Raw genomic sequence first — 19458 nt, forward strand, 5'->3', positions numbered from 1 at the left:
GCCAGTGTGTGCGTGACCCTGCTATAGATAAATTGCCGAAGATCGCTCAGTCGCTATACATTTATGCATGGCACTGAATATTGGATGGGAGCTTTACCGGTCTTTCCTCGGCGTGCTCCAGGAAGGATCGTTGTCGGGGGCCGCACGGCTGCTCGGCATCACGCAGCCCACGGTAGGCCGGCACATTGCTGCGCTGGAGTCGGCGCTGGGCGTGGTGCTGTTCACCCGCTCGCCCACCGGCTTGTTGCCGACGGCGATGGCACACACCCTGCGCGGCCACGCCGAGACCATGGCCCGCACCGCCGCCGCCCTGGAACGGGCGGCCTCGGCCCAGGGCGACGACGTACGCGGCGTGGTGCGGGTGTCGGCCAGTGAAGTGGTCGGCGTTGAGGTATTGCCGCCGATCCTCAGCCAATTGCGTCAACAACACCCGCACCTCAAGGTCGAGTTGACCCTGACCAACCGCCTCAGCGACCTGTTGCAACTGGAAGCCGATATCGCCGTGCGCATGGTCCGACCGAGCCAGGAACAATTGCTGGCAAGGCGCGTGGGCCTGATCGAAGTGGGCCTGCATGCCCGCGATGACTACCTGGAACAACACGGCACGCCCCAGCAGATGCAGGACCTGGCCCATCACTCGGTGATTGGCTTCGACCAGGAGAACGCCTTTATCCGCAGCCTGGCGATCAAAGGCTTCGAACGCGGCGCCTTTGCCTTGAGCAGTGACAGCGACCTGGCGCAACTGGCGCTGATCCGCGCCGGTGCCGGTATCGGCGGCTGCCAGGTGCTGTTGGCCAAGCGCGACCCGCGCCTGCGCCGGGTGCTGGCGCAGGGGTTCTCGATCAAGCTGGACACCTGGGTGACCATGCACGAAGACCTGCGCAACAGCCCGCGCTGCCGGGTGATGTTCGATGCGCTGGTGGAGGGTTTGCAGCGTTACGTACAGGATTGAGACAGCTTCACTGGTAAAGAATCAGTCTCCCTCAATCCGTTCGTAGACGCCCCCATGTCCGAAGCCTTCGAAGTCCCCAGCCCCCACGAAAAACACATCGAACACACCACCGAACATGCCCACAGCCGAGGGGACAATTTCGCCAGCCGCATTGCGGTGATGACCGCGCTGATGGCCACCCTCGGCGCCATGCTCAGCTACCAGGCCGGCTCCACCGAAAGCGAAGCGGCGATGGACAAGAACAACGCCGCCATCATCAAGACCGAAGCCGCCAACCAGTGGAATTACTACCAGGCCAAATCCAGCCGGCAGAACCTGGCAGAACTGGCCACCCACATCCCGGGCGTAGATGCAGCGCACTACAAGGATGAGATCGAGCGTTACAAGGGCCAGAAGGAAGACGTGCGTAAACAGGCCGAAAAATTGGAGGCCACGTCCAGGGAATGGGACCAGAAGTCCGAAGAGGCGCTGCACCAGCATCACCGCTGGGCCCAGGCGATGACTGCGATCCAGATCGCGATTTCGCTGGCGGCGATTACGTTGCTGACCAGACGAGAGTGGTTGAAGCGGATGTCCTACACCGCAGCCGGCGTGGCCGTCGTCCTGGGCAGCCTGGCCTGGCTGCACATCTAAACCAACCCACGTTCTGCTGCCCGTCCAACCTGTAGGAGCCGGCTTGCCGGCGATAGCGGCGGCACAGCAGACAGGGAGGTTGCCTGACCTACCCTAATCGTCGGCAAGCCGGCTCCTACAGGTGTGTTTCAGCGTTCAGGAGTTGGGCTCTTTCTTACATCGCTATATAGTAAAAGGAATAACGAAAAGCCCAGCCCAACGCGAGGAACCATCGGTGACTGCACACCCCAAAGAAGCCGTGGGCGCCGCCTACAGTATCGACTCCATGCGCTTCGCCCAGGCCATGACCTGGAAAGCCATCGACCACCTCGCCCAACGCATCCGCCCGGGCATGCTTGAGTCCGAAGCCCGCGAACTGGGCAAGCACGTGCTCGCGGAGCTCGACATGCAGCGCATCTGGCACCCGCTGCTGGTGCGCTTCGGCGCCAATACCCTCAAGGCTTTCAACCAGCGCTCCGAAAGCGACCCGGTGCTGGGCGACAACGATATCTTCTTCATCGACATGGGCGCCGTATGGCAAGGCCACGAAGGCGATGCCGGCGCCACTTTCACCACCGGCACCGACCCGGAAATGATCGCCTGCGCCAGCGCCGCCAAGACCCTGTTCGACCGCGTGCAATCGCGCTGGAAAAACCAGCAAGTGGTTGGCCTGGAACTCTACCGTTACGCCGAAGAGCAAGCCCAGGCCATGGGTTGGCAACTGAACCTGGACATCAAGGGCCATCGCGTCAGCGATTTTCCCCATGCGATCCACCGTGGCGGCGACCTCGGTGATTTCGAGCACTACCCCAATGCCGGCCTGTGGATCCTGGAAATCCAGATCGCCCACCCGAGCAAGCCTTACGGCGCTTTTTACGAAGACCTCCTCGCTTAAGGAATAGAAATGGAACGCTCCACCGCCTACCCCGAACTGCTGTTTTCCTACGGTACCTTGCAAGACAAGGCCGTCCAGCTCGCCAACTTCGGGCGCGAACTGGCCGGGCAGCAGGACGCGATGCTGGGCTACTCACAAAGCTGGGTAGAAATCACCGACCCTGCCGTGTTGGCCACCAGCGGCAAGACCCATCACCCCATCGTGGCACCCACCAACGAGCAAGGCGCCAGTGTCGAAGGCACGGTGTTTCAGATCACTGCCGAGGAATTGGCGGCAGCCGATGCCTATGAAGTGTCGGACTACAAGCGCGTGGCCGTGCCCTTGGCGTCGGGGCTGACGGCCTGGGTGTACGTGAAGGCGTGAAGATGAAACTTTCGGGGCAATGATTTCAATCTGCCACTGTGGCGATTAAAGTGGCGCGCTTTCGAGAATTGGATCTCGATTTTTTGCCCATGGAGTTACCCGTGAAGTACATCCGTAAAGTCGCTGCAGCCGCCGTTCTCTCTTTTACCCTCGCTGGCTGCACCGGCACCGCCATCAAGTCCCCGCAGTACGACAGCAACCAATACACCGTTCTGGGCCACAGTGAAGCAAGCGCCACCGGCATCATGCTGTTCGGCATCATCCCGATCGGCCAGAACAGCCGTTTCGTGCGCGCTCAAGACGCCGCCATCAAGGCCAAGGGCGGCGATGCGCTGATCAACACCCAAGTGCAGGAAAACTGGTTCTGGGCCTGGGTACTCAGCGGTTACACCACCAAGATCTCCGGTGATGTGATCAAACTGAAAACCGCGCAATAAATAGGCCGCCGCCTGGGTTTTAACCCCGGCGAGCGACGTATCATGGGCTAAGACTTTCGAGGATGGCCCATGAACCTCAGCATCGTTTACGCCCTCGCAGCCGCCGCCCTGTTCGGCGCCAGCACCCCACTGGCCAAAAGCCTTGGCCTGGGCCTCTCTCCCATACTGTTGGCCGGCCTGCTCTACCTGGGCAGCGGCATCGGGCTCACCGGTGTACGCCTCCTGCGGGATCGCGGCTGGAAACCCACCGGGCTGACGCCCTCCGAATGGCCCTGGCTACTCGGCGCCATCGCCTTCGGCGGCATCCTCGGGCCCGTCGCGTTGATGGTCGGCCTCACCCGCACCGCAGGTGCCACCGCCTCCCTGATGCTCAACCTCGAATCGGTACTCACCGCCGTCATCGCCTGGCTGGTCTTCAAGGAAAACGCCGACCGCCGCATCGTGCTCGGCATGCTCGCTATCGTGCTGGGCGGCGTGGTGCTGTCCTGGTCCGACGGCGGCGGCAACAGCCGTGACTGGACCGGCCCGTTTGCCGTGGCCCTGGCCTGCCTGTGCTGGGGCATCGATAACAACCTGACGCGCAAGGTCTCGGCGTCAGACGCCCTGTTCATTGCCGGTGCCAAAGGCCTGATCGCGGGGTTGGTGAACACCGGCCTGGCGCTCTACCTCGGCGCGCAAACACCCGCGACGGCGCAACTGCTGCCTCTGCTGCTGGTGGGTTTCCTGGGGTACGGCATCAGCCTGGTCATGTTCGTACTGGCCCTGCGCGGGCTCGGCAGCGCGCGCACCGGCGCCTACTTCTCCACCGCCCCTTTTCTCGGCGCTGCGGTTGCCTTATTCGTGCTGGGCGAGTCGGTTTCCGTGGCGTTCTGGATTGCATCGGCGCTGATGGCCGTGGGGGTGTGGCTGCACCTGACCGAGCGACATGCCCATGAACACCAACACGACGCCACCGAACATGGCCATCGGCATGTGCACGACGAACATCATCAGCACGAACACGCGTTCGAGTGGGACCCGGCGCAGCCCCATAGCCATGTGCACGTGCACAACCCGTTGCGGCACAGTCATGCACACTTTCCGGATGTACATCATCGGCATCGGCATTGAGGCGCTTTTTCTCGATTCAACTTCGGCTTATTCACAAGACCTTATAACAATGAAAATACTGTTCGCCGCTTCGCTGGGGCTTATGTCACTGGCCCAACTGTCACTGTCCTTTGCAGACACCATGAATGGCAAGACGATCTACCAACAGCGCTGCGCCATGTGCCACGGCGCCGATATCAAGGGCACAGGGCCACTGGCCAACAAGAGCAACCCGCCGACGCCAAACCTGACGACGCCTGCGTTCAAAAAGCGGCTGAATGACTACCCGGGGGTTATTGTTTCGTCGGTGATACTTCGCCCCAATGGGGACTTGATTCCGAGGACGTTGCGGGAGAATGGGGTGAAGGTGGCGCCGTTCGCGTGGACGGTTAGGGATTTTCGGGATTTGAATGAGTATATGGTGGGGGTGATCGCTAGAAGTCGGTAATTTCTAGATCCGCAGCAGGGCGTTAATGTTGGGCAGTTTTCCAGACACAAGCCCCCCGGCTTTCTCTAGAAAACCCCGGGAGGTTGTGTTTGTAGGATGTGGCGATGGAGGAGAGATTTGGAACAGCGTATGGGGTTGTGGTACGCCGGTCCACGGGGCTCTGGCGAACGACAGGTGCTAAAAAGGCCCCCACACCTGGCACAGATGTAGGGGCCTTTTGAACATAAGCGGCGTTATTGGTAACGCAATTACACACGGCTGGCCTTTTCGCTCAGTTTGATCAGCTTGGCCTTTTTGGTATCCGACTTTTCATAACGAGCAAGCTCACTCAAATACGCCTGCGCTGCCTCGCCACCAGCTTCGGCAAGCGCTGCATAGATCGCGCTGCGTTCACGGCCGGTCATCGCGCGCTCGGCGCGGACGATCAAACTTTCCACATCTACATCGCCTTCATTTGCCATAGCACAGCTCCTTTTTAATGATGGCCCATTGTAAGCACGGCGGCCAACGCGATGGGGGTTCCTTTCACACGCTGTTAAAGCTGATGCACAGTTGCGCTCCTGCTAAGGCTTTCTCTTTCCAGCCTGTCAAGATTAGCTATGACATCCTTAAGGTTTTGATCCCTATTCCACTCCCCTGGTAGAGGCACATCAATAGGAAGTCCTGCATGCATACGCAGTTTCTTAATTAGTTCTGACGCTTGTAATCCGAGGACTGCATACCCCCGTTGTCTTGTCCAAAAAAAATCGGGATGATCCGGCGGGTCATAATTGAACTCCTGGATTCCTCGAAGTTTTCCATGGAGCTGGTCCTGCTTATCGGGAATTCGAAGAATCGAGTACATCAATTCCTTGGGTAACAGCTTCCAGTCGACATCAAGCTCCAATGGATTAAATACAGGAGCCACCGTGGTAGTTTCATACTGACCATCTTGGCCCGCTGGCTGGCCACGATAGGTACCATCATCTATGCAAACTTCGAAGCACTGCGTTGTAAACCGGTCCAAATGCGAAACGACAATAATCCCGAGGTATGTCGTGTTCTGGCCGACCGTGCCCCGCTTGACCCACCACTCTTTGACTAGCACGAATAAGTTACCAAGCAACACGCCGCTTATGCCTGCTACTGCTGAAATGATCGCTGAAACGTTCCCCGAATCCATGACTGCCCCTCCATGAACGTAGCGAAATAGATGTTGATATTAGACGCAGTAACTACTGACGTGCGGAATAGGAGATCTGACCGAAAATGACGCCTCGCTTCAGATTCTGAGCGTCAACGGGCGTAGATCGAGACATCTCGGTTACTCATCTCCTAACTCCTGCTTTTCGCACCACAATAGAGCGCCAGTCCCATGGTGGTCCCATGGGGCTATTTTTTGGACACCAAAAACCGCAAACCCCCGACTTTCTCTAGGAAAATCAGGGGTTTGCGTTTTCGTAATTTGGCGGTGAAGGAGAGATTCGAACTCTCGATACAATTTCTTGTATACACACTTTCCAGGCGTGCTCCTTAAGCCACTCGGACACTTCACCGTATCTCGTCAAACCAGTTCAATCTGTCGAGGCGCGCTAATGTAGTCGAAAGCCTTTCTGATGGCAAAGGTTTTTTTCAGAATTTTCATGCGGTTAGCAGGTTATGCCAGCGTACGCCCGGCAAGGGGCGGTGATTCTGCCATTCTCAGGCTTGTGCGGCACGCGTCTGGGGCGGCTGTTGGGCCCTGCCCTAGGCTGTCTGGCAGTAGGCAGGCGGGAAAAGTCTGACTGGGTAGTCAGTCACGGCGCTTTACCCGGGCAGGCGTGGTGGGTAACGTCTGCGCCTATGTCTCTATAACAAGTCCTACAAGGAACCGCGTCATGAGTGAGTTGATTGCTTACCACCTCGAAGACGGTATCGCGACCCTGACCTTGAGCAACGGCAAGGTGAATGCCATCTCTCCGGCGGTGGTCAGTGCGTTTAATGAAGCGCTGGACCAGGCGGAGAAAGACCGCGCGGTGGTGGTGATCACCGGCACGCCGGGCATTCTGTCCGGTGGGTATGATTTGAAAGTGATGACCGCCGGCCCTAAAGAGGCCATCGGCCTGGTGACCTCCGGCTCGACGCTGGCACGTCGCTTGTTGTCGCACCCGTTCCCGGTGATCGTGGCGTGCCCCGGGCATGCGGTGGCAAAGGGTGCGTTCCTGCTGTTGTCGGCGGATTATCGGATCGGTGTGGAAGGCCCGTTCAGCATTGGTCTGAATGAAGTGGCGATCGGCATGACCATGCACCACGCCGGGATCGAGCTGGCGCGGGATCGCCTGAGCAAGGCGGCGTTCCAGCGCTCGGTGATCAATGCCGAGATGTTTGACCCGCAAGGCGCCGTGGGCGCCGGCTTCCTCGACAAGGTGGTCGCACCCGAGGAGCTGCACGCCGCCGCCCTGGAAGCGGCGCGCCAGTTGAAGAAGATCAACATGAACGCCCACAAACACACCAAGCTGAAGGTGCGCAAAGCGCTGTTGGACGCACTGGATGACGCGATCATTCAGGACCAGGGCCACATCCTGAGCTAAGCCCCTACTGCTATCACAGCAAAAGCCCGACCCTGCGTCGGGCTTTTTCTTACAAATAAACCTGATCCTTCCTTAGCCGCTCTAGCCGGGCCATATCGGCATATGTTGAAACATGTGCTCAAACATCGCCTATCTCCTACGTCCGTAGGGGCAATTGCCGAATACAGTGCACATCCGTACACTGCGCCACCTTTTGTCCCGATGGGCCGTGTCGATGCTTTTTCTGTTACGTATGTTGTTGATGGGCCTGCACTTTATGCTGGCGGGCATATTGGGCGTGCTGCTGGGCGTGTGCCGACCGTTCAACCCGGATAACAGCCGCCTGTGCGCGCGCCTGTACGCGTTGCCGGCCATGTGGATCCTGGGGCTGAACGTGAAGGCCGATGTGGATTCGCTGCGTAACAAGCCGGGCACGTGTGTCGTCATCGCCAACCATCAGTCCAACTATGACCTGTTTGTGTTCGGCACCGTGGTGCCCCATCGCACGGTGTGCATTGCCAAGAAAAGCCTTAAGTGGGTGCCGCTGTTCGGCCAATTGTTCTGGCTGGCGGGCAATGTGTTGATCGACCGCGGCAACGCGCACAAGGCGCGCCGCGCGATGCTCACCACCACCCACACCTTGCAGCATGAAGACACCTCGATCTGGGTGTTTGCCGAAGGCACGCGCAACCTGGGCAAGGGCCTGCTGCCGTTCAAGAAAGGTGCGTTTCATATGGCGATTGCGGCCGGTGTGCCCATCGTGCAGGTGTGCGTCAGCAACTATGTGAACCATATGCGGCTCAATCGCTGGAACAGTGGTGATGTGCTCATACGTTCTTTGCCGCCGATTCCTACTACCGGGATGACGTCGGATGACATTCCCGCTCTGCTGCAGGCGTGCCAGGCGCAGATGGCCGAATGCATTGCGCAGATGGATGCGAGTGTTGCGCGGGGGAGTTGTGAAGCGCGGGTCGCTTGAGATTGGAGGGCGGTCAGTGGGCCGGCGCGAGCAAGCTCGCTCACTACGGAAACCGGCAACACGAGCCGTAACAATTGAACTCGCTTCGGGCTAAGCTGCCAGACACCTGTCCTCCTAATAAGAAGCGATCTGCACCATGGGTAGAGTTGTTGCGGCCGCCGTCTACAGCGCCGGTAAGAAAGTCACTGATATCACCCTGGACGAAGGCGCGGCCTGGGCCGCCAAACCCGACCACTTTGTGTGGATCGGCCTGGAAGAACCCAACGCCCAGGAGCTGGCCAACCTGCAACGCCAGTTCAACCTGCATGAACTGGCCATCGAAGACGCTCTGGAAAAACACAGCCGGCCGAAGCTGGAAACCTTCGGCGATGCGCTGTTCATCGTCACCTACTCACCGGTGCGCGAGAACGGCAAGCTGGTGTTTATCGAAACCCATATCTTTGCCGGCAACGGCTACATCATCACCGCGCGTAATGGCCATTCGGCGTCCTACGGCTATGTGCGCCAGCGGTGTGAGGCGCGGCCTCTGCTGCTGGAGCACGGGGAAGATTTCGTGCTGTATGCACTGCTGGATTTCGTCACCGAAAACTACCAGCCGGTGAGCGAGGCGATCCACGCCGAGATCGACGAGCTGGAGCGCAACGTGCTGTGCAATTCGCTCAACGAAAACGATATCCAGAACCTCCACGGTCTGCGCCGCGACGTGTTGCGGCTCAAGCGTTATGTGGCGCCGATGGTGGAGATCAGCCAGGAGCTGCAGAAGCTGAGCTTCCCGTTTATCGATAAGAACATGCGCCCGTACTTCCGTGACGTGCAGATCCACGTGACACGCCAGATGGAAGACCTCACCACCCTGCGTGACATCGCCAGCCAGACCATCGAGATCGGTGTGCTGCTGGAGGCTTCGCGCCAGAGCGTGGTGCAGCGCAAGTTCGCCGCGTGGGCGGCGATCCTGGCGTTCCCCACGGCAGTGGCGGGGATTTATGGGATGAATTTCCAGAACATGCCCGAGCTGCAATGGCACTACGGCTATTTTGCGGTGCTCGGGTTTATTGCGGTGGGCTGTACGGGCTTGTGGGCCAGTTTCAAGCGGTCGGGGTGGTTGTAAAACGTTGCCGACGCACGACCGCCATCGCGTTTAAGCCGTGGCTTCGGGTTTGTGGGCCACGAAGCGCATCATCCACTCCGCCACGGTTGCGCCGTGGTGGTCACGTTCCAGGCTGGCGACGCCGTGGGTGTAGACCTTCTCACCCAAGGTTGTCTGAAGAATTTCCAGCAGTTCGCGGGAATAGTCATGGATGAATTCCGGGTGGCCCTGGAAGCACAGCACCTGGTCTTCGATGTGGTAGGCGGCGTACGGGCAGAAATCGCTGGAAGCGATCACCGTGGCGTTGTCTGGCAGCGTAGTGACCTGGTCCTGGTGGCTGATCAGCAGGGTCAGTTCTTCCACCACCGGGCTCATCCACGGGGCCTTGGCGTTCAGTTTGTAATCATGGATGCCCATGCCCCAGCCTTTGCTGGCGCGCTCGGTCTTGCCGCCCAGCAGCAGTGCCAACAGTTGATGGCCGAAGCAGATACCCAGCAGCTTGTCGCCACGCGCATAGCGTTCGAGCAGGTAGGTCTTGAGGGTCTGGATCCACGGGTCGGTGCCGAAAGAGTCGGCCTTGCTGCCGGTCACCAGGTAGGCATCGAACACTTCATCGTCCGACGGGTATTCGCCCTGCACCACGTTGTAGACGACAAAGTCAGCAGCAATCGGTTGCTTGGTAAACAGGCGCTTGAACATCTGCCCGTACCCTTGGTACTGATCGATCAAACCTGGACGCAGGATATCGGTTTCCAGGATACAGACGCGTAGCGACATAAAAAATACCTGACACGGTGATGGGAATAATGCACACCCCAGAGCCTGCCTTGAAACACCCCTTCAAGGCAAGTCCCACCGGACGCTCTCTACAGTGTGGGAGCGGGCTTGCTCGCGAAAGCGGTGGTTCAGTCACTGTCTGCTTTAACTGGCCCACCGCTTTCGCGAGCAAGCCCGCTCCCACATTTTGATCACCGAAAGGCTTCCCCCTGGGCGGCTTTTTCAAGTAGCAAGGCCGGAGGGTTGAACCGCTCTCCGTATTGCTCGGCCAGGTAACGCGCACGGGCGATGAAGTCGTTCAACCCAAACTGGTTGATAAACTGCAACGCGCCGCCACTCCACGCGGCAAAGCCGATGCCGAAGATCGAACCGACGTTGGCATCGGCCGTGGACATCAACACACCCTCCTCCACACAGCGCACGGTTTCGATGGCCTGGATAAACAGCAAGCGGTCGCGCACATCCTGCGGTGAGATCTGGTTGTCGGCGCGTTCAAAGCGGCTTTTCAGCTCCGGCCACAGGTGCTTCTGCCCGCCATTGGGGTACTCATAAAACCCGCCACCCGCCGCCTTGCCCAAGCGCTTGTATTCATTGACCAACAGGTCGATCACCGCCGTGGCCGGGTGTGCCGGCATTGCCTTGCCTTCCGCCTGCAGATCCTTGGCAGTTTGCTGCCTGATGTGGCTCATCAGGCTGAGGGACACCTCATCCGAGACGGCCAGCGGCCCCACCGGCATGCCGGCCTTGCGCGCCTCGGTCTCGATCATCGGCGCGGCCACGCCCTCGCCGAGCATGGCAATGCCTTCGTTGGTGAAGGTGCCGAACACCCTTGAGGTGAAGAAACCCCGGCTGTCATTGACCACGATCGGGGTTTTCTTGATTTGCAGGACGAAATCAAAACCCCGGGCCAGGGTTTCGTCGCTGGTCTGGGCGCCCTTGATAATTTCCACCAGCGGCATCTTGTCGACCGGGCTGAAGAAATGCAGGCCGATGAACTTGGCTTGATCCGGCACGGCTTTGGCCAAGCCGCTGATCGGCAGCGTGGAGGTATTGGAGGCGATCACCGCATCAGCGCCGACCACGCTGTGCGCAGCGGCCGAGACTTTTGCCTTGAGTTCACGGTCTTCAAATACTGCTTCGATGATCAGGTCGCAACCGGCCAGGTCGGCGTCGGCGGCAGTGGGAAGAATGCGTGACAGGATGATTTCTCGCTGCTCAGCGGTCATTTGCCCACGGCTGACCTTCTTGTCGAGCAACGCTGCCGAGTGCGCCTTGCCCTTCTCGGCTGCGGCCAGGTTGATGTCCTTGAGCACCACGTCGACGCCGGCACTGGCGCTGACATAAGCAATGCCCGCCCCCATCATCCCGGCACCGAGCACACCGACCTTGCGCGTCACAGAGGGCGCAACCCCCTGGGGCCGCGAGCGGCCGGCGTTGATGTCGTTGAGCTGGAACCAGAAGGTGCCGATCATGTTCTTCGCCACTTGCCCGGTGACCAGCTCGGTGAAGTAGCGGGTTTCGATCAAGTGCGCCGTGTCGAAATCCACCTGGGCGCCCTCTACGGCGGCACAGAGGATTTTCTCCGGTGCGGGGAAGCAGCCCTGGGTCTTGCTGCGCAAGATCGACGGCGCGATGGCCAGCATCTGCGCGACTTTCGGGTTGGACGGCGTGCCGCCCGGCAGTTGATAGGCCTTGCTGTCCCACGGCTGTTTAGCGTCCGGATTGGCGAGAATCCAGGCCCGCGACTTGGCCAGCAGCTCATCACGATCTGCTGCCAATTCATTGATCAAGCCAGCTTGCAACCCCTGTTGCGGTCGCACTTTCTTGCCTTCCAGCAGGTAGGGCAAGGCCTTTTCCAACCCCAGCAGGCGCACCATGCGCACCACCCCACCGCCGCCCGGCAACAGGCCCAGGGTCACTTCCGGCAACCCCAGCTGTGTGGATGTGGCATCCAGCGCGACCCGGTAATGGCAGGCCAGGCATATCTCCCAGCCGCCGCCCAGGGCGGCGCCATTGATCGCGGCCACCACCGGTTTGCCGAGGGTTTCCAGGCGACGCAACTGCGCCTTCAGCTCCAGCACGCCGTCATAGAAGTCCTTGGCGTGAGCCTTGTCGACCTTGATCAGCTCATTGAGGTCACCGCCGGCAAAAAACGTCTTCTTGGCCGAGGTGATGATGACACCGGCAATACCGTCCTTTTCCGCCTCCAGGCGCGTGAGCGCGGCCGCCATGGCTTCGCGGTAAACGCCGTTCATGGTGTTGGCGCTCTGGCCGGGCATGTCGAGGGTCAGCACCACGATCTGGTCCTGGCCTTTTTCGTAACGAATGGCTTGGGTCATGACAGGTTCCTTGGGCTCAGAGCCGTTCGATGATGGTGGCGATGCCCATGCCACCGCCGACACACAGGGTGGCCAGGCCGTAGCGCTGCTGGCGGGCTTCCAGCTCGTCGAGCAAGGTGCCGAGGATCGCGCAGCCGGTGGCGCCCAACGGGTGGCCCATGGCAATGGAGCCGCCGTTGACGTTGACTCGCGTAGCGTCAATGCCCATGTCCTTGATGAACTTGAGCACCACCGAGGCGAAGGCTTCGTTGACTTCAAACAGGTCGATGTCCTCGACCCGCAGGCCGGCCTTGGCCAACGCTTTGCGGGTGGCCGGCGCCGGGCCAGTGAGCATGATGGTCGGGTCGGTGCTGGTGACGGCCGTGGCAACAATGCGCGCTCGCGGTTGCAGGCCCAGTTCGCGGCCTTTCGCTTCGGAGCCGATCAGCATCAGCGCGGCGCCATCGACAATGCCGGAGCTGTTGCCCGGCGTGTGCACATGCTGGATGCGTTCCACATGGCTGTAGACCCGCAGTGCCGTGGCGTCGAAGCCCATCTGCCCCATCATTTCAAAGCTGGGCTTGAGTTTGCCCAGGCCTTCGAGGGTGGAGTCGCCGCGGATGAATTCGTCATGGTCCAGCAGCACGATGCCGTTCTGGTCCTGCACCGCAATCAGCGACTTGTTGAAGGAACCGTCTGCGCGCGCCCTGGCAGCTTTCTGCTGGGACTGTAGGGCAAAGGTATCCACGTCCTGGCGCGTGAAGCCTTCCAGGGTGGCGATCAGGTCGGCGCCGATGCCCTGGGGCGTGAAGTGGCTGTGCATATTGGTGTGCGGGTCGAGCACCCAGGCGCCGCCGTCGCTGCCCATGGGCACGCGGGACATGGACTCGACGCCGCCCACCACCACCAGGTCTTCAAAGCCGGAGCGCACCTTCATGGCGCCCAGGTTGACCGCCTCCAGCCCAGAGGCGCAGAAGCGGTTGATTTGCACCCCGGCGACGCTGATGTCCCAGTCCGCCACCAGCGCGGCGGTCTTGGCGATGTCGGCGCCCTGGTCGCCCACCGGGGTGACGCAGCCCAGCACAATGTCATCCACCTGGCGCGTGTCGAGGTCGCTGCGTTGCGCCAGCGCGGTGAGCAGGCCGGCCACCAGGTTCACCGGCTTGACGCTGTGCAGGGCACCGTCCGCCTTGCCTTTGCCACGGGGCGTGCGTATCGCATCAAAGATCAAAGCTTGGGTCATGACGTCCTCTAACCGCTGTGCATGTGTGCCCCTACCTTAGGCCCGATTGACACGGTTTCAATGACGGATGCGCTCATTGCTTTTGACCCCCACGCTCGGACGAACGGTAGGCTACGGCGGCAATTGCTTGATTAATCGTTTTAGCTGTCTAGCCAAGGGTCTGGCGCCAAGATGGCGATAGGCCTCATTCCGTTTTTAGCGCAATTGCTGATTAGCTGATATGAAATGGATCTAAGCCACGCAGAACGAGGGCTCTAAGGTTGAATCTGTAAGGAGCTGCTGCCGGGTTTTGCTGGAGCAGCTGTAAGAAAAGTGCAACGTCACATCGCGATACTGAAATAAACCGGCACGCATTTGACGCTCAGGAATAACAACAAAAGGCAGTCAGCCATGTTCAAGCACACGAAAGTTCGTCAGGCGGGACTTATTCTGTTCGCCACCACACTGATTCTGATTTTGCCCAACCTGACCAAGGTTATTGGGTGACACACCGATCCCCACATTCCGTGCACACCGTGCACCAGGACTGCAGCTTTTGGCAGCACCTGCCGGGACATTGCGCATAGCGGTCCCGTTGCAGGGGCTGTCTTTTTGCGGGCGAATTTCCGGTATCGTGAGCCCCACCGCCACTTCACACCGGGCTCTCTCTTGAAAACCATCCTTGCCGCTTTCGCCTTGCTGCTGGCCTTGCCGGTTTCAGCTGCGCAATTGACCATCGAGCTGGACCACACCACCAAGACCTGGCAAACCGCCGACCTGCTCAAGCTGCCCGAAGCGCAGACGGTGCAGATCGCGGATGACGTTTCCTACAAGCGCAACATGACCTATCGCGCTGTGCCGCTGGCGGTGTTGCTGCCGGGTCTCGAACCCCAGAACCATCTGCAAGCCGTTGCCCTGGATGGGTTCGCCGCCGAACTCGCTGCCGCGCCGCTGCTGCAAAAAAGCGGCGCCCGCGCCTGGCTGGCGGTAGAAGACCCGGCCCACCCGTGGCCTCCGCTGGCCGACGGCAAACCTAGCGCCGGGCCGTTTTACCTGGTGTGGACCGACCCGCAGGCCGGCCGTATCAGCCCCGAGCAATGGCCGTTCCAGATCTCCGGGATCAAGCAGTTGAAGACGGTTGCCGAGCGCTTCCCCGCCCTGTTGCCGGACCCCAAGCTGGCGGCCAATGACCCGATCAATCAGGGCTTTGCGCTGTTCCAGAAAAACTGCCTGGCTTGCCACCGCCTCAATGGCGCAGGCGATGCGCAAGTGGGGCCGGACCTGAACATTCCCTACAACCCCACCGAGTATTTCAGCGGCGACTTCCTCAAGCGGTATATCCGCGACCCGCAGAGCCTGCGGCATTGGCCGCAGGCAAAGATGCCGGCGTTCGCGGCCAGTGTGCTGCCAGACAATGAGTTGGATTTGTTGGTGGGGTATTTGAAGCACATGGCCGGTCGCAAACAGCAACCCTGAGCCCAAACACATATCAATTGTGGGCGCTGGCTTGTGTGGGAGCCTGCTTGCCTGCGATGGCATCACCTCGGTGCATCTGTTGTACCGAGGTGTCAGCATCGCGGGCAAGCCCGGCTCCCACACAAGCCAGCTTCCACATTAGATCTACGTCGCCTATTGCTGCTGGACTGAAATGACGGGCGTCGGTGCCACAAACACTTTGGCATGCATCTGTTCATGCCCGCCGCCACGGCGCATGCCGCGTACCGGGCAGGCGTCGAGGTAGTCCAGGCCCACGGCCAGCTTCAAATGCCGCTCCGGGCGGGCCAGTTGGTTGGTCACGTCAAAACTGTACCAGGCGTCATCCAGCCAGGCTTCGGCCCAGGCGTGGCTGGCCAGGTGCGCGCTGTCTTCGCTGTACAGATACCCCGACACATACCGCGCCGGAATCCCCAGGCTGCGCGCGCAGGCCAGGAATGCATGGGCGTGGTCCTGGCACACCCCTGCCCCGCCAGCAAAGGCCTGGGCGGCGCTGGTGTCGACTTCAGTGGCGCCCGGCGTGTAGACCATCGCCTGGTTGAGCCCGTGCATCAGGTCGATCAGCGCCGTGCGGTCGCGGCGCTGATGGCAGTGCTGCTCGGCAAACCGGCGCAACGCGTCATCGGGTTCGGTCAGGCGTGTGCTGCGCAGGAACGGGAAGGCTGATTGGCTCTCGTGTTCAGCCTCGCGCAACTCGTCGATGTCGACCTGGCCCCGGGCGCCGATGATGATGGCTTCGTGGGGCTCATCCAGGGTCAGCACATGCAGGATATTGCCGAACGGGTCCACCTGCGCGCGCACCGGGCGGGGCAGGTCAAGTTGCCAACTGAGCACGTGCTGGCGCTCGCTGTCGTGGGGCGTGAGGCGCAGGTACTGGATGCTTGCACGCACCTGGTCCTCGTAGTGGTAGGTGGTTTCGTGACTGATGGAGAGTCTCATGCGGCCTCCAGGTAGGAACTGTAGATGGCGTCGCCCAACTGGCGCACCAAAGGAATAAAGTCGGTCAGCCAGGCGTGCAGGCCTTCCTCGAGGATTTCGTCGATGGCTGTGAAGCGCAGGCGCGCGTCCATCTCGGCCGCCAGGCGTTGGGCCGGCCGACCGTTGAGGCCGGGCAGGCTGGCGAGGATCTGGTCGATCTCCTCACTGCAGGCACGCAGCGAACGCGGCACATCGGCGCGCAACAGCAACAACTCAGCGACTTGTCGAGCGCCAGGGGCATCACGGTAGATCTCGGTGTACGCCTCGAACGACGACAACGCCCGCAACAATGCACTCCACTGGTAGTAGGCGTGGGCCGTGCCGTCAGTGACGGCGGCGGCCTGATCGCCAGCCATTTCGTAGCGCGCATCCAGTAGACGCAAGGTGTTGTCGGCTCGTTCAATAAAGGTGCCCAGGCGAATGAAACGGAAGGCATCGTTACGCATGATGGTGCCGTAGGTGGCACCGCGAAACAGGTGGGAGCGCTCCTTGACCCACTCACAGAAGCGGCTCATGCCGTAGCGGCTGAGGCCCTGCTGGGCGATATCGCGAATATCCAGCCAGGTGGCGTTGATGTTTTCCCACATGTCGGCGGTGATTCGCCCACGCACCGCATGGGCGCTGGCCCGCGCAGCACCGAGGCAGCTGTAGATGCTGGCGGGGTTGGCCGCATCCAGCGCAAAAAAGTGCAGCAGGTGTTCGGCATGCAGTTCGCCATGGCGTTCGCGGTAATCCTCCAGCGTGCCGGTGATCAGCAAGGGCATGGCCAGTTCGTGCAGGCCGTCGCCATGCCCGTCCTGCGGCATCAACGACAGCGAATAGCTGACATCGAGCATGCGCGCGAGGTTTTCCGCACGCTCCAGGTACCGCGACATCCAGTACAGGTCGGAGGCAGTTCTACTCAACATGGCATCAGTCCTCCACCACCCAGGTGTCTTTGGTGCCGCCGCCCTGGGACGAGTTGACCACCAGCGAGCCTTCGCGCAGGGCCACGCGGGTCAGGCCGCCCGGCACCACGCGGGTTTCCTTGCCGGACAATACGAACGGGCGCAGGTCGATGTGGCGTGGCGCGATGCCGTTCTCGACAAAGGTCGGGCACGTGGACAAGCACAAGGTGGGCTGGGCGATATAGGCGTGGGGCTTGGCCTTGATGCGTGCACGAAAGGCTTCGATCTCCGCCGCCGTGGACGCTGGACCCACCAGCATGCCGTAGCCACCGGAGCCCTGGGTTTCTTTCACCACCAGGTTCGGCAGGTTGGCCAGCACATGGGACAGTTCGTCAGGCTTGCGGCATTGGAAGGTAGGAACGTTCTTCAGGATCGGCTCTTCGTCCAGGTAAAACCGGATCATCTCGGTGACGAAGGGGTACACCGACTTGTCATCCGCCACCCCGGTGCCAATGGCATTGGCCAGCACCACGTTGCCCGAGCGATACGCGGCGAGCAGGCCGGGCACGCCCAGCATCGACTCCGGGTTGAAGGCCAGCGGGTCGAGGAACGCGTCGTCAAGGCGACGGTAAATCACGTCCACGGCCTTGGGGCCGTCGGTGGTGCGCATGAACACGCGGTCATCGCGCACGAACAGGTCGGCGCCTTCCACCAGCTCCACGCCCATCTCCCGGGCAAGGAAGGCATGCTCGAAGAACGCGCTGTTGAAGCGGCCCGGGGTCAGCACCACCACGCTGGGGTTGTCCAAAGGGCTTGAGCTTTTCAGGGTGTCGAGCAGCAGGTTGGGGTAGTGGTCGATGGGCGCGATGCGCTGGGCAGCGAACAGCTCGGGGAACAGGCGCATCATCATCTTGCGGTCTTCGAGCATGTAGCTGACGCCGCTGGGGGTGCGCAGGTTGTCTTCCAGCACGTAGTAGGTGCCGTCGCCATCACGTACGAGATCGACCCCGGAAATGTGGGAATACAGATCGCGGTGAAGGTCCAGGCCCTGCATGGCCAGCTGGTATTGCTCGTTGGCCAGCACCTGTTCGGCGGGGATGATCCCGGCCTTGATGATGCGTTGTTCGTGATACAGGTCGGCAAGAAACATGTTCAGCGCCTTGACCCGTTGGATGCAGCCCCGCTCGACAACCCGCCATTCACTGGCCGGAATACTGCGTGGGATGGTGTCGAAGGGAATCAGGCGCTCGGTGCCCTGCTCGTCCCCATAGAGCGTGAAGGTGATTCCGGCGCGGTGAAACAGCAAATCGGCTTCGCGCCGGCGCTGGGCCAGCAGTTCAGCCGGGGTTTCGGCCAACCATCGGGCGAACTCGCGGTAATGGGGGCGAACCTGCCCTGCCCCATCGTACATTTCGTCGTAATAAGTGCGGATCATGCCGTACTCCTTGTCACCCGGACGCAAGAACCATCGCAAGGCCCGTGCCAGCGGCATAAACACTTGAAAATCAGTGAGTTGAATTCATACGAGGCCCGTGTCGCACCGTCCTGGTGCGCAGAATGCCCGACGCCAGGCCGCACGCTTCATCGCAATGCGGGCTTTGGCTATCAACAGCATAGCCAGAGTTGATTTCACTGCCCGGCCAACCCTGCGGATAATCACCACCATCTGCTGAACAGGACTCGTCCTACAGCTTCAACCCATGCGCAATCGGTAACGTGGTGTTTCGTGTACCCACCGGCTCCTCCGGTCTTCCCTTTAGGCCACCCTTCTTAGGGTGGCTTTTTTTTCGCCTCGAAAAATCGCCATCGCCGGCAAGCCGAGCTCCTACAGGGGTGGTGGTGACGGCACTGCACAAACAAAAACGGCCGACCCGAAGGTCAGCCGATACGCTGTGTTTCTCATACTGCTACATGGGTAACCCACGCACCTCCTGCTTGACGCCCCAGCCTTCGATGATCCCGCCCAGCGGCTCGACCACCGCCTCAAAGTCTTGCTCGAAGTCTCCTATGCCGTCGTAGGTCGCGAACATGATTTTGCTCAGTTCCAGGTACCAGGCGCCGTCGTCGCGCGCACTGACCTGGGCATTCAGGGATTCCCCGCGAAACCGACCCGCCGCCCTGCGCGCCCGTTCCTCATCCGGAAAAATGGCGTAGAACTCGATGGGGTGGAAACGTGAGAAGTCGAAGCCGCCTTCTTTCATGCGGCGCAGAACGTTGGTGCTGATGTCTTCTTGATAGGCTGTGCTCATGAAAAGTGCTCCTCAAATTGATGGATAGACTTTCCGTGCTTCCCGAAGCCCGCGCCCTACTGGCGCGGGTGCTACGGCAAATAACAACACCGAGGGAAAACAAGCATGTAGCTGACAAGACCAGACCTTAGCGAATCATTCGC

20 protein-coding genes and 1 tRNA gene are annotated in these 19458 nt (G+C 60.5%); 11 read left to right on the plus strand and 10 right to left on the minus strand.

The window, feature by feature from the left end:
* The first annotated feature begins 67 nt into the window (after positions 1–67).
* The 7 genes from ACVWVP_RS16335 (at position 68) to ACVWVP_RS16365 (ending at position 4796) form a co-directional block, all read left to right on the plus strand.
* The gene (locus ACVWVP_RS16335; RefSeq protein WP_457407158.1) at positions 68–952 is read left to right on the plus strand and encodes a LysR family transcriptional regulator; all 885 of its coding nucleotides are present in this window, start codon (positions 68–70) and stop codon (positions 950–952) included.
* A 54-nt stretch (positions 953–1006) separates the two neighbouring features.
* On the plus strand, positions 1007–1585 hold the full coding sequence (locus ACVWVP_RS16340; RefSeq protein ID WP_457407160.1) for a DUF4337 domain-containing protein: 579 nt from the start codon (positions 1007–1009) through the stop codon (positions 1583–1585).
* Between the two features lie 214 nt (positions 1586–1799).
* Positions 1800–2459: a M24 family metallopeptidase gene (locus ACVWVP_RS16345; RefSeq protein WP_178924659.1), complete on the plus strand. Its 660-nt coding sequence runs from the start codon at positions 1800–1802 to the stop codon at positions 2457–2459.
* Positions 2460–2468: 9 nt separating this feature from the next.
* Positions 2469–2822 (plus strand): gamma-glutamylcyclotransferase family protein, encoded by a 354-nt coding sequence (locus tag ACVWVP_RS16350; protein ID WP_259173046.1) that lies wholly within the window; start codon positions 2469–2471, stop codon positions 2820–2822.
* A 101-nt stretch (positions 2823–2923) separates the two neighbouring features.
* Positions 2924–3259 (plus strand): hypothetical protein, encoded by a 336-nt coding sequence (locus ACVWVP_RS16355; protein WP_178924655.1) that lies wholly within the window; start codon positions 2924–2926, stop codon positions 3257–3259.
* Between the two features lie 69 nt (positions 3260–3328).
* Positions 3329–4369 (plus strand): EamA family transporter, encoded by a 1041-nt coding sequence (locus ACVWVP_RS16360; protein ID WP_457407163.1) that lies wholly within the window; start codon positions 3329–3331, stop codon positions 4367–4369.
* 49 nt (positions 4370–4418) lie between these two features.
* Positions 4419–4796 carry a c-type cytochrome gene (locus tag ACVWVP_RS16365; protein ID WP_457407277.1) on the plus strand — a complete coding sequence of 126 codons (378 nt, stop codon included), beginning with the start codon at positions 4419–4421 and terminating at the stop codon, positions 4794–4796.
* A 248-nt stretch (positions 4797–5044) separates the two neighbouring features.
* On the opposite strand, the gene ACVWVP_RS16370 is transcribed toward ACVWVP_RS16365, so the two are convergent.
* From ACVWVP_RS16370 to ACVWVP_RS16380, 3 genes are all read right to left on the minus strand, one after another.
* Positions 5045–5257: a hypothetical protein gene (locus ACVWVP_RS16370; RefSeq protein ID WP_060842878.1), complete on the minus strand. Its 213-nt coding sequence runs from the start codon at positions 5255–5257 to the stop codon at positions 5045–5047.
* A 74-nt stretch (positions 5258–5331) separates the two neighbouring features.
* Positions 5332–5958 (minus strand): hypothetical protein, encoded by a 627-nt coding sequence (locus tag ACVWVP_RS16375; protein WP_457407165.1) that lies wholly within the window; start codon positions 5956–5958, stop codon positions 5332–5334.
* Between the two features lie 283 nt (positions 5959–6241).
* Positions 6242–6331, minus strand: a tRNA-Ser gene (locus tag ACVWVP_RS16380).
* A gap of 321 nt (positions 6332–6652) precedes the next feature.
* Here ACVWVP_RS16380 and ACVWVP_RS16385 point away from each other — a divergent pair.
* The 3 genes from ACVWVP_RS16385 (at position 6653) to ACVWVP_RS16395 (ending at position 9411) form a co-directional block, all read left to right on the plus strand.
* A complete protein-coding gene (locus ACVWVP_RS16385; protein WP_259173048.1) occupies positions 6653–7345 on the plus strand; it encodes a crotonase/enoyl-CoA hydratase family protein in 693 nt (230 codons plus the stop codon).
* A gap of 214 nt (positions 7346–7559) precedes the next feature.
* Positions 7560–8303 carry a lysophospholipid acyltransferase family protein gene (locus ACVWVP_RS16390; protein WP_259173049.1) on the plus strand — a complete coding sequence of 248 codons (744 nt, stop codon included), beginning with the start codon at positions 7560–7562 and terminating at the stop codon, positions 8301–8303.
* Positions 8304–8439: 136 nt separating this feature from the next.
* Positions 8440–9411, plus strand: coding sequence for a magnesium and cobalt transport protein CorA (locus ACVWVP_RS16395; RefSeq protein WP_176997882.1), 972 nt, complete (start codon positions 8440–8442; stop codon positions 9409–9411).
* 30 nt (positions 9412–9441) lie between these two features.
* On the opposite strand, the gene ACVWVP_RS16400 is transcribed toward ACVWVP_RS16395, so the two are convergent.
* The 3 genes from ACVWVP_RS16400 to ACVWVP_RS16410 all read right to left on the minus strand — a co-directional run bounded on the left by ACVWVP_RS16400 (position 9442) and on the right by ACVWVP_RS16410 (position 13728).
* Entirely contained in the window at positions 9442–10167 is a 726-nt protein-coding gene (locus tag ACVWVP_RS16400) for an amidotransferase (protein ID WP_178924647.1), read from the minus strand.
* A gap of 191 nt (positions 10168–10358) precedes the next feature.
* Positions 10359–12506, minus strand: a complete 2148-nt coding sequence (locus tag ACVWVP_RS16405; protein ID WP_457407169.1) for a 3-hydroxyacyl-CoA dehydrogenase NAD-binding domain-containing protein — start codon at positions 12504–12506, stop codon at positions 10359–10361.
* 16 nt (positions 12507–12522) lie between these two features.
* Entirely contained in the window at positions 12523–13728 is a 1206-nt protein-coding gene (locus ACVWVP_RS16410) for an acetyl-CoA C-acetyltransferase (RefSeq protein WP_178924643.1), read from the minus strand.
* A gap of 648 nt (positions 13729–14376) precedes the next feature.
* Between ACVWVP_RS16410 and ACVWVP_RS16415 the strand changes: the two genes are divergently transcribed.
* The gene (locus ACVWVP_RS16415) at positions 14377–15183 is read left to right on the plus strand and encodes a c-type cytochrome (protein ID WP_457407171.1); all 807 of its coding nucleotides are present in this window, start codon (positions 14377–14379) and stop codon (positions 15181–15183) included.
* A gap of 153 nt (positions 15184–15336) precedes the next feature.
* Here ACVWVP_RS16415 and ACVWVP_RS16420 read toward each other — a convergent pair whose 3' ends face one another.
* The 4 genes from ACVWVP_RS16420 to ACVWVP_RS16435 all read right to left on the minus strand — a co-directional run bounded on the left by ACVWVP_RS16420 (position 15337) and on the right by ACVWVP_RS16435 (position 19315).
* Positions 15337–16140, minus strand: coding sequence for a transglutaminase family protein (locus ACVWVP_RS16420; protein WP_178924639.1), 804 nt, complete (start codon positions 16138–16140; stop codon positions 15337–15339).
* Positions 16137–17087, minus strand: coding sequence for an alpha-E domain-containing protein (locus tag ACVWVP_RS16425; RefSeq protein ID WP_259173056.1), 951 nt, complete (start codon positions 17085–17087; stop codon positions 16137–16139). The genes ACVWVP_RS16420 and ACVWVP_RS16425 overlap by 4 nt, the downstream gene beginning before the upstream one ends.
* Before the next feature lie 4 nt (positions 17088–17091).
* Positions 17092–18501 (minus strand): circularly permuted type 2 ATP-grasp protein, encoded by a 1410-nt coding sequence (locus ACVWVP_RS16430; protein WP_176997889.1) that lies wholly within the window; start codon positions 18499–18501, stop codon positions 17092–17094.
* A 472-nt stretch (positions 18502–18973) separates the two neighbouring features.
* The gene (locus ACVWVP_RS16435) at positions 18974–19315 is read right to left on the minus strand and encodes a ribonuclease E inhibitor RraB (protein WP_003193463.1); all 342 of its coding nucleotides are present in this window, start codon (positions 19313–19315) and stop codon (positions 18974–18976) included.
* Positions 19316–19458 lie beyond the last annotated feature (143 nt).

The organism is Pseudomonas sp. TE24901, from assembly GCF_054058375.1.